The 10,901-nt window shown below is 39.6% G+C and carries 11 protein-coding genes; 3 read left to right on the top strand and 8 right to left on the bottom strand.

Annotation, left to right across the window (positions count from 1 at the left end; genetic code table 11):
• Window positions 1-698: spore coat protein U domain-containing protein (locus tag RMB03_RS00335; protein ID WP_311073050.1), on the top strand; the 698-nt coding region annotated here is incomplete at its 5' end.
• 83 nt (window positions 699-781) lie between these two features.
• A complete protein-coding gene (locus RMB03_RS00330; protein ID WP_281834516.1) occupies window positions 782-1,075 on the top strand; it encodes a hypothetical protein in 294 nt (97 codons plus the stop codon).
• 305 nt (window positions 1,076-1,380) lie between these two features.
• Here the strand turns inward: RMB03_RS00330 and budA are convergent, their stop codons facing one another.
• Both budA and RMB03_RS00320 read right to left on the bottom strand, forming a co-directional pair.
• Window positions 1,381-2,217, bottom strand: a complete 837-nt coding sequence (gene budA, locus RMB03_RS00325) for an acetolactate decarboxylase (protein WP_311073047.1) — start codon at window positions 2,215-2,217, stop codon at window positions 1,381-1,383.
• Between the two features lie 12 nt (window positions 2,218-2,229).
• Entirely contained in the window at window positions 2,230-3,036 is an 807-nt protein-coding gene (locus RMB03_RS00320; protein WP_311073045.1) for a glucose 1-dehydrogenase, read from the bottom strand.
• A gap of 97 nt (window positions 3,037-3,133) precedes the next feature.
• Between RMB03_RS00320 and RMB03_RS00315 the strand changes: the two genes are divergently transcribed.
• Window positions 3,134-4,027 (top strand): LysR family transcriptional regulator, encoded by an 894-nt coding sequence (locus RMB03_RS00315; protein WP_281834514.1) that lies wholly within the window; start codon window positions 3,134-3,136, stop codon window positions 4,025-4,027.
• Window positions 4,028-4,613: 586 nt separating this feature from the next.
• Here the strand turns inward: RMB03_RS00315 and RMB03_RS00310 are convergent.
• The 6 genes from RMB03_RS00310 to RMB03_RS00285 form a co-directional block, all read right to left on the bottom strand.
• Window positions 4,614-4,766: a hypothetical protein gene (locus tag RMB03_RS00310; protein ID WP_281834513.1), complete on the bottom strand. Its 153-nt coding sequence runs from the start codon at window positions 4,764-4,766 to the stop codon at window positions 4,614-4,616.
• Window positions 4,767-5,092: 326 nt separating this feature from the next.
• Entirely contained in the window at window positions 5,093-5,866 is a 774-nt protein-coding gene (locus RMB03_RS00305; protein WP_311073041.1) for a ferredoxin--NADP reductase, read from the bottom strand.
• A 19-nt stretch (window positions 5,867-5,885) separates the two neighbouring features.
• Window positions 5,886-6,917: a GTP 3',8-cyclase MoaA gene (gene moaA, locus RMB03_RS00300; protein ID WP_311073039.1), complete on the bottom strand. Its 1,032-nt coding sequence runs from the start codon at window positions 6,915-6,917 to the stop codon at window positions 5,886-5,888.
• Window position 6,918: 1 nt separating this feature from the next.
• Window positions 6,919-7,257: a ferredoxin FdxA gene (gene fdxA / locus RMB03_RS00295; protein ID WP_311073038.1), complete on the bottom strand. Its 339-nt coding sequence runs from the start codon at window positions 7,255-7,257 to the stop codon at window positions 6,919-6,921.
• Window positions 7,254-9,545, bottom strand: coding sequence for a molybdopterin-dependent oxidoreductase (locus tag RMB03_RS00290; protein ID WP_311073036.1), 2,292 nt, complete (start codon window positions 9,543-9,545; stop codon window positions 7,254-7,256). Before RMB03_RS00290 ends, fdxA begins: the two co-directional genes overlap by 4 nt.
• Window positions 9,546-9,744: 199 nt before the next feature.
• Window positions 9,745-10,341, bottom strand: a complete 597-nt coding sequence (locus RMB03_RS00285) for a TetR/AcrR family transcriptional regulator (RefSeq protein WP_281834503.1) — start codon at window positions 10,339-10,341, stop codon at window positions 9,745-9,747.
• Window positions 10,342-10,901: the final 560 nt, after the last annotated feature.

Below are 10,901 nucleotides of genomic sequence, written 5' to 3'. Positions count from 1 at the left end.
GTCTAGGCCAAGAAAAAGATATGAGTAGTTTTACACTGGTTAACCTCTTTAGTGGTCCAGATGGAAATTTACCTTTTTATATACGGTTACCAGCTGGACAAAGTGTATCGCCAGGTGTGTATCGAGCTGATACTTCTTTAAAAGTAAAATGGTTTTATTCTGTCCCAGCAATTGCTGTTGCTGGGATTGGACTTTTCTTTGAAAGCCCTGGATTTTCACGGGGGGTATTAGGTCTTGGTTTTAACTGGGGAAGTGGCGTAGATTCACTTGGCTCATTATCTGTTACGGTTCTTCCAGACTGCCGAATTTTAACTCAAGATGTTAACTTCGGTACGGCTGCGTTTGCATCGAAGCTTGAACCTGTACAGTCTTCTATGGGAATTCGATGTTCTTTAAAGACCCCATATTACGTCAGTCTAAATAATGGTTTATCGCCACAAAATGGTGACCAACGAGCGATGAAGTCTCAATCGGGCAATGTATTTTTAAAATATGATATTTTTAAAAACTCATCTAATGATCGGTGGGGAAGTGGTAGTGAACGTTGGTCGAGTTTAAATGCGACTATTAATCCGGGTGTGCATGATGCGGTCACGCAGCAGAACTATGTTTTTACTACCAAAATTACTGATGAAAATGCAGATACTACCCCTGCGGGAGTTTATCAAGACACCGTAACGGTACAAGTCGAATTTTAGTAAATTTTATTTTAATCTAATTTATATTTTGAACTATATTATTTTAAGACTTTATCTAAGTCTTAAAATAATATAAGTATTGTGTGAATGTAATGGTTTTAGAAATATCTAATATAATTGAACAACATGATAGATCTATGAAACTCCATGTTTTATATGGTAATAATGCACTGGTTAAGGGAGATTTAGTGGTTTTTACAAGTGATCCAAATACTTTTGAAGATTATTGGGATGGTATTGTCTTTGAGTGCATTGCTGATAGTTATATAAATAATCAAGGGTGTTGGGTTCTTCTTGAAGGTATATCTAAGAAAATAAATTGTAAAAATTTATCTAAAATAAACTTGGAGAAATCTATATTTCCAGATTTTGATTAACTGTATTTATGATTTATCTATGTTAGTGCTTGGGGATTTCTATTATTTATAGTAGTAACTATAATACTCAACTGTGTAAGGTTTTTAGGGGGAATGGCGTAATTTATTTTGTCATACTTATAAAAGCATGATCACTTTTAATAAAAATTCGGTATACCAAATATTTTTAAATCTCCAGTTAATGAAATATAAAGCAAAAATTATTAGAAAAGATAAAAGTGAATCAAAATATTGCTATAACTTAAATATAGAAACAGATAAGGGTTAACCCTTATCTGTTTCTATATTTTCAACAAAAGTTATGACTACTCTACTTGATGAATTTTTCCTGATGAATCAGGTTTTGAAAAATTAAATTTCTGAAAGTCTTGGTCTTGTGGAGTTTCAAGATCAAACTTTTTTAACTCTGCAAGTTCTATTTTTAAGTTACTTCCATCAAATCCTAAAACATGTCCGCCTTGTTTCTGGTCTTGAGATAAAAAGTGGAAATGATAACCTCCAATATTAATACCATTCAAAAACTCTGGTAACCGATAACCGACAAGAGTGCCGCTAGTGTTTTCATAATTTAGCTCCACCTGTTTATCCATCATATTGTATAGAGGGGTAAAATAGGGGGCTTGTTGGGCATTGACTGGTGGAAATGCTCTGGTTCTGATGCTTTTGAATTTTCCAGTGATTTTGATTGCATACATCTTGTTTAAGCTTCGGAGCTTATTATTAATAAAATCAAAAAACTGCTCTTGACTCATTTGCTGGCTAATTGAGAAGCTTTGATCAGGTTTGAAAAAAGTGACAAAACTGAAAGGGGTCTTGAATTCATCAGATACGATATGAGTCTGACCAGTAGAGGTAGTTTGATAAAATTTCCCATCTACTAGAATGAGTTCACCATCAAGCAAATCTGGTGCACCTAACCCAAAGTTACCATGCTCTTTGATCTCTCCAATGCTTTTAGACCCTTTATATAAACCTTCAATAAAAGCATCCGCTATTCCATACTGATAAAGATGATTATCAGGTGCAATGGTATTATGTGCTTTACCAACATAAGCGGTCTTTTCGATATTTTTTTCATTGGCATAGGCAATATTTGCAATGCCAAGAAGAGATATACTAATAATGGTTAATTTTTTAATCATTAGAATCTTCCTTTATCGTAAACCTGCGATTGAGAAGCCACCGTCGATAAGAATAGATTGCCCAGTGATAAAACTAGCTTCATTTGTACACAACCAGGTTACTGTATTTGCTATATCTTCTGGTTGTCCTAGTCTTTGTTGAGGGGTATAGGCAATATATGGTTTGGCAGTTTCATCATCAACAAAGCGCCTAAACATTGGAGTATCAATAATCCCTGGATTTACGTTGTTAATTCGAATTTGTAATGGGGCAATTTCCAGTGCAAGCGCGCGTATCATGGAGTCAAGAGCACCTTTACTAGCAGAATATGCAGATGAACCACTACTGGCGCCAACAGCTAACCATGAGGAAGTGTTAACAATCACTCCGGGTGTTTTAGTTTTCATCATGGCAGTGATCTGATACTTAATGGCTAACCATGTACCTCTTAGATTGGTCAGGATCGTTTTATCAAAATCTTCTTCATCCATGAGATGCGCCGGTGCGAAACTTCCTTCGATACCAGCATTATTAAATGCAATATCAAGCCGACCATAGGTTTGGATAATTTGATTTATAAGTTTTTGAATTTGATTTGAATCATCAATATCGGTTGGGACAATAAAGGTTTTACCTACTCCATAGGATGTTTCTATTTCATAAGATACTTGCTGAAGAGATGAGATAGTTCGTCCAGCAAGTACAACATGAGCACCTTCTTTTGCAAGAGATAAAGCTGTCGCTTTACCTATACCTGTACCTGCGCCAGTAACTAAAGCTACTTTCCCTTCTAAACGACCTGAAACTTTTTGGATATCTGAAATCATACAATTTCTCAAACTTCTAGATGTGTTAAAGAAATTGTATTGTTTAATAAACAGGATACAATATAGACAAAATTCAATGAACTGATGAATTAATCAGTATAATAATGATATGGCAAAAGCAAATTTTGATGAGCTCTGGGCATTTGTGGTTATTGCTGGAGAAAAGAGTTTTCGGCGTTCGGCTGCAAAATTAAATGTAACGCCATCTTCATTAAGTCATTCCATGAAAGTATTAGAAGCGAAGCTCGGGGTCAGACTTTTAAATCGCTCAACACGTAGTGTTTCTTTAACAGAAGCTGGTAGTCATTTACTTAATAAAATTTTACCAGCTTATAGTGACATTCTTTCAGCAACGGAAAGTCTAAATGATTTTCGTAGCAGCCCTCAGGGCATTGTGAAAATTAATGCTCCACGATCAGCCTTGATTTTATTTTTTCTTCCACACATTAAAGCTCTAAGCAAACTTTACCCGAACATTACTTTTGAAATTGCTGCAAATGAAGAGTTTATCGATATTATTGACAGTGGCTTTGATATTGGAATTAGGTTAGGTGAAAGTATTCAAGAAGACATGAAAGCTATTCCAATTTCTAAAAGCCTTAAATTTGCAATTGTCGCTAGCCCAGCTTACTTTTTGAAGTACCCTAAACCGATATCTCCCAAAGACTTGTTAGATCATAATTGTATTGGCTGGCGTCAAATCAATAGTCAGGTTTTATATAGTTGGCCTTTTGAAAAAGAAGACCAAAAGCTTAATCTGGCTGTTAAAAGCACGCTCATTCTAGATGATGCCGATTTAATGATAAGAGCCGCTTTGGATGGGCTTGGTGTTGCATTTTCATTAGAAGAGCAAGTATTGCCGTATATTCAATCTGGGCAATTGGAGAATGTTTTGGATGATTGGTGTGTTAGTTTTCCTGGATTTTATTTGTATTACCCAAGTCATCGGAATCATTCAGCAGCCTTAAAAGCAGTAATTGATTATTTTCTTCAGAGAATTTAATTTTAATAACAATAAGTTTTTAAGAATTCAATATTAATCAGTAAATCATATTTTATGAGGAACCTCATTATGATATTTCCGTGCAGTTAGTTGCCCTTGTGAGTTTCTAGTAAATACATTTGAGTATGAATTATGTTAATGATAGGTTCAATTTGATCAAAAAAGTTAAAATATCAGTCTTATATGGCATAAACACTATAGCATTCAAAAAATTTTTTATAGTTTTTAAACCTTGAATAGTCTCATATAAGTTAAAAGTCGTAGCAACAATTAATCAAGAATTTATTCTTAAACGATCGACTATAAGTTATTGTATTTCATAGTGGCACCATTGCACTGATGATAAATACGCAAGATATGGTACAAAATAGGCTAATCATGCTGAATAATACCTTGCTGTTTTCAGCAATGCCATCCAGTTCGTGGGATTCTCCCTGTTTTTCGAACATAAGTATTTGACCATTTTGATTGAACTGTGGTTCACGTAAGACAAAAACAAACACGCTGCAGAATAAACCAAGGATCGCCATAACCAAAAGTACTTCATGCCAAGAGAGTACAATGAGTAGTAATGATTGGCCCAAACTTAGATCAAATAAGGCAAACTACTTTGTTGCAAGCTTTGTAAAGCCCTACGACGTGATGGTTTGGTAGCGACTACTGTTACTGCCAAAATGGTTGGACAGAAGGGACCTTCAGAAATACCTATCAAGGCATGGATCATAATTAGGCTAGTCATGCCCATGGCTGTGCCAGAAAAACAGATGCAAATGAAAACACCAAGAGCGATACGATTAGGATCTTACGGTGTCCGATTTTGTCCGAAAGGTATCCAGTAAATCGCAAGGATACCTCATGCAATATCCAATGCACCAAAAAACATCTAGACATTGATTACTCAATAGTTCAATGGCTAATTTTAGCGATAACATGAAGTTTCCAAAAAATTGCTTATTGTTGTCTAGTGCTGTGCAAAAACAATTTTTGCACAGTTTTCTAGCGTTGTCGTCGGGGAGTGGATGAGTTGAGCTGGGCCATAAGTTTGAGTCATGAATTAATCATCTTCTATTTTTCAACGAATGCACGTTCAATGACATAATCACCTGGTGCATGACTGGTACCTTCGGCAAAACCACGTGTCTCTAGTATATCCACCAAATCTTTAAGCATACTTGGGCTGCCACAAATCATGATGCGATCCGTCTCTGGATTGAATGGCGGCAAATTGATGTCTTCAAAGAGTTTCCCTGACTCAATCAGGTCGGTTAAGCGTCCTTGTTTGGCAAACTCTTCACGTGTTACGGTTGGGTAATAAATCAATTGATTCTTGATTAGATCACCAAAGTACTCATGTGCAGGTAGGTCTTCTGTGATATGTTCAAAGTAGCCTAATTCACTTTTCCAACGGACACCGTGAGTCAGGATGATTTTTTCAAAAGCATCATAAAATTCAGGATCGCGTACTACACTCATAAAAGGTGCTAAACCTGTACCCGTGGACAGTAAATATAGATTTTTCCCCGGCTTTAAATTGTCTATAATGAGTGAACCCGTTGGTTTACGTGAAACCAAAAGCTTGTCGCCAACTTGTAGGTGTTGTAAACGAGAGGTGAGAGGGCCTTCTTGCACTTTAATGCTATAAAATTCAAGATGATCTTCATAATGAGCACTGACCACACTATAAGCACGCATAAGCGGCTTACCATCAACTTCAAGCCCAATCATCACAAACTGCCCTGTTTTAAAACGCAGGCCAGGATCGCGCGTTGTGGTAAAGCTGAATAAGGTATCGTTCCAGTGATGAACGCTGAGTACGGTTTCATGGGCCATGTTGGACATAACAGAATCTCTTGGAAATTTAGCCGCCAGTCATGTTCATAAAACGAACAATTTGGGGCGACTCGTTGAGGTTAAAATGGTGTGTTTCTGGTTTCATCGGAATAGCCGCCAGAATCGCGGTCTGTAAATCATTCTGATTATTGGGGTGTGTTCGTATAACGCTGCGCAGATCAGCAGAATGTTCGTTACCCAGACAGAGTATTAAACGTCCTTCAGCCGTTAATCGAACACGATTGCAACTCGAACAGAAGTTACGACTATGCGGAGAAATAACGCCAATACGTGTCGGGCTGTTCGTTGTTTTGTAGTACCTTGCTGGACCACCTGTATTCTCTAGAGTGGGGGTTAGTAAGAACTCTTGTTGAATAATCTCTAATATTTCATCGCTGGAGATATAAGCCGTTGCCCGATTATGTTCATCAATAATTCCCAGTGGCATCTCTTCAATAAACGTAAGATCCAATTGCTCGCGTCTTGCAAAATGGACCAGATTCAGGATTTCATCATCATTGCGTCCGCGCAAGATGACACTATTTAATTTGATCCGTTCAAAGCCCACATCTTGTGCCGCGTGTATACCATCCAAAACATCATGCAGATGACCAGTGCGCGTGAGTTCATGAAAGCGTGTGGGGTCTAGGCTATCGAGGCTGATATTGATTCGATCAAGCCCAGCGTTTTTGAGGGGGATTGCAAACTGTTTAAGACGGGCACCGTTGGTGGTCAGGGTTACCTCTGCTAACCTATCCAATTTTGCTAAGCGTTCAACCAGTGAAGGCAGGTTGGCTCGAACAAGGGGTTCTCCGCCTGTTAAACGAATCTTGGTCACACCCAGTGCAACGAATGCGGCCGATATCTGATATAGCTCTTCTAGGCTTAAAATCTGTGCTTTGGGTAAAAAAGTCATGTCTTCTGCCATGCAATATACACAACGGAAATCACAGCGATCCGTGACAGACAAACGCAAATAGGTAATTTGACGACCAAAGCTGTCAATCAGTACAGGCGCGGTGGTTACCTCGTTTGCGGTTATCGGATGCACAGCTCCCATATCAGGCACCATTGCGATCTAACTGAGCCAATTTCCCAGCGACTTTAGTCCACTTTTCATGATCAGGTAAGGCGGGTTTTTGCTTCGTGATTTGCGTCCAGTTGGGGTGTTTGGCCAGAACGGCATTCAACTCAACAAACTTGATCTGATCTGCGGGCACTTCTTCTTCAGCGCGAATGGCATCAACAGGACACTCCGGTTCACATAAGGCGCAGTCGATGCATTCATCAGGGTCAATGACCAGAAAATTAGGCCCCTCATAGAAGCAGTCGACTGGGCAGACTGAAACGCAGTCTGTATGTTTGCATTGAATACACTCTTCCATCACGATAAAGGTCATAGCACTTGCTCCAGATCAATTTTTTCGACTTTACGAATGTTCACAGGGACATGTTTGTGAAAAGGGGTTTTAGATAGGGGATCACAATGAGTCCCTGAGGTGAGACGATTAAGCTCAGGTCCAATCGGGGCACTGCCTTGATAGCGCATACCATAACCATGCGGCAGGGTGACCATCCCACGACGTACTGCATCATCAATTTCAATGACCACATTGATCATCCCTGTTGCGGATTCACAGATAGCATGTGACCCATCTTCCAGCTCCAGATGCTTGGCATCATCAGGATGCATGCGCATCGCCCCATGGGGATCGACTTTACGCCAGTTAGGATCACGGTAAATCTGATTGGCGTTATAACTGCGACGTTCCCCCGCCATTAGGATGAACGGATAATCTGCACCCGGCATAACTTCTGATTTCAATGCACGTAGTTCTCTGAACATTTCAGGAATCGCCAGATGGACGCGTTTATCTGAAGTTTGAATCAACGACCATATATCTTTGAATTCATGCTTACTGAGTAAGGTACCTGCTCGGTTATTGAGGATGGCATTGAAGAGCACTGTGCCTAGCGTCAAACGATTACCCTGATAGCCTGCTCGACGCACCGCCTTATAATGGGTTTGGGTATATTGAATGGCAAGGGGCAAAAGAGGTGCTGCTGCTGCTGCATCATTCGGAAGTGCCTTACCCAATGTGCGATAAAGAATTGAGGCAGCAAAAGGAATCAATGATTTATTGCGCGCCAATGTTGCTCCAATTGCAGTCATGTACACCAAGTGATTAGACGCTTTGGGTTCATGTTTAGCTATTCTTTCAAGCAGCGGGAAACGATCAGGCAGGATTTCCATCTTTTCAAGTAATCGAGTATAAATTTCGGGTTCACCGAGCGACTCACTGAGTTTAGGGAAGAGCGCATGACGCAAATGGAAGGCATTTTCTGGAAATTCCAAGTTAAACCCAGTGGCTTCCCATTTTTCAAATTGTGAGGCTGCGGGCAGGACATAATGTGCAAGATGAGCCGTTTCAGTCATGGCCACATCGACGACCACGAGGAGTTCAAGCTTTTTGAACGCACGTTCATAGGCTTGTGTATCGGCATAGGTCATGAGCGGGTTGGAACTGTCAACAAACACCGCACGGATACGGTTTTCGCCCTTATGTTCGATCTCATCGGGCAGAATATTGGGCGGATAGATGCCTGCAATTGGGTACATTTTGTGATGGGCAGTGAGTTTGAGTGATTTACCATTCTTTTTTTTGCGCTCATCAGTATGACCAAGGAGTGGTAGAAAGAAGGTGTGCAGATTATTACCACCTCTTTTGCCGAAGTTACCAGTAATTAAATACAGTAGTTTTTCCAAATAGCCATTTAATGTGGTATGCAAGGTTTGTTGTATGCCTAGATCAATACGTACACATGCGGTCTTTGCCGTTGCAAAGCCCCGTGCGACACGTTCAATATCTGCCAATGGGACATCTGCACGCTGTGCGTATTCCTCGATAGGGATAGCCAAAAGTTCTTGCTCGACCTGATCAAAACCTGTGCAATGTTTGGTCAGGAAATCACGATCATGTAAGTTCTCACGTACAATGATACTCAACATTGCGGACATCAAGTATGCATCGGTACCAGGTTTTACTTGTAAATGAATATCGGCTTGTTTGGCAGTTTCAGAGCGACGCGGATCAATCACCACCATGGTACGATTCGGGTCTTTTTTGATTTCTTTTAAGGTGTCGCGGGCATTGGGGATGCCATGAGCCTGAAAAGGATTGGTCCCGATAAAAAGTACATAATCTGCATGTTCGACATCTTCAGTTGTATGGCAGGTTTGACGACCAAATAAGCGGCCATTGAGCCAAAAGTCTCCAGTTTTTTCTTGCCCAAGTGCATTGTAGGCATAACGGCTTTTCATGGCTGATAGGATTTGGCGACTATAGGCGCCGCCGATATGGTTGCCTTGACCACCTCCACCGACAAAAGCAAAGGCATCCCCGCCATGCTGTTTACGGATGTCGAGCAGTCTTTGAGCTATGTCGGTCAGAGCCTCATCCCAACTGACCCTTGTGAATGTGCCATTGGCCTCACGCTTGAGTGGAAATTGTAGTCGATCACCATGATTTTGATAGTGTTCCAGACGCGCTGCTTTTTGGCAGATATAACCTTTGGTCAGCGGATGATCTTTGTCACCGCGGATCTTTGTAAACTTTCCATTTTCAATCTCGACTTCTAAACCACAATTACGTGAGCAGAGGATGCAGGCGGTTTTTTCAGATGCCATGGTGAACTCCGAGCAAAAAATTAGATTTATTATAAGTAAACGTTCGTAAGGTAAACTAACGTTATTCTATTGAGGTAGGCTTGTCAATGACTGGGGGCCTTAATTACTTTTGAGGAAGTCGGGATTAATTTAAATATATTGATGAGTTATTGGTTTAGCAAAAGGCTAAAGATTGAGCTCTTCGAATATAGAGAGGTCATTACTGTGACTGTTCATTAGATGAATCTTCGTTTGTTAAATGATCAAGTGATCGATTTATAAAGTTTTTGCAAGCCTCCAAGATTTGTTTTTTTGTTTTGTCACTTGACATTGCACGGCTCAGACTGACTGCCCCCATGCTTAAAGCAAGTGTTGCCCAAGCCGTATCTTCATCTTTTAAAATCTGAGCTAATGATTGCTGAATTTCTATGACATTGGATTCATACACTTGCTTGATATCATCTGTTGAGCGCGCAACTTCATTACTTAATATCGGTAGTGGGCATCCCAATTCTGGATGTTTTACATGTGTAGGGCTTAGATAAAGTGCAAGTAATTGTCGTAATGCATCTGCTGAACTATTAGCATCTTCAGGCAGGAAACGTTTTAGTGTGTCCATGAGTTCTTTTTGAATAATTTCTTTAAATAGCTCATTTTTAGAACTAAAATGACTGTAGAATGCTCCACCTGTGAGTCCAACAGAGGCCATCAATCCATCGACCCCTGTTGTCGCAAAACCATTTTTTTTAGCCAAGCTACCTGCTTGTTCAATTAAACGTTGGCGAGTTTCAGCTTTATGGTTTAATGAATAGCGCATCAGGTTGTCTCTTATCGGTAATCTCAAGTTACCATAATAACACGTGGTCGTTTAGTTCTAGTATGGCTTAATCTGACGTTGTGACCTACGTTGAATCTACATTTTAGTCATTAATTGAGAGCAGTGATGTCCAAATTAGAATGCAGGAGTTAAGGGGACCAATTCTATTTCATGGAGAGCATCTAGACATCAGATCTATTCGTCCAATGAAGGATAGAGCCTTTGTTTAGCATACTTAGATGCGTACTTCTTGATAGTATTCTCGATCATAGAGTCGAATTAGAGGGTGGCCCAAAGTTGGTTTAGGGCATTGATAACTTAGGAGCTTATATTGATGGGGAATTATATAAAAACTAATTAAAGAATTAATCAGTGTGGCTGTTTATGAGGAATATAATCAAGTAATAAGGGATGACTTTATATCAAATTGCAAGACTATTACTAGACAAGTAATTGTTGAATGATAAATAAAATTATTGCTGAAGGCTAGGAGCAATCTTATGCTAAGATTTAGCTCCTGACGATATGCTAATCATATTCAATAGTTACAGTAGCCATTG

The sequence above is a fragment of the Acinetobacter sp. V91_7 genome, from assembly GCF_031799075.1.
GTDB classification, from domain to species: Bacteria; Pseudomonadota; Gammaproteobacteria; order Pseudomonadales; family Moraxellaceae; genus Acinetobacter; species Acinetobacter calcoaceticus.
This window is presented reverse-complemented; position numbering and strand designations above follow the sequence as displayed.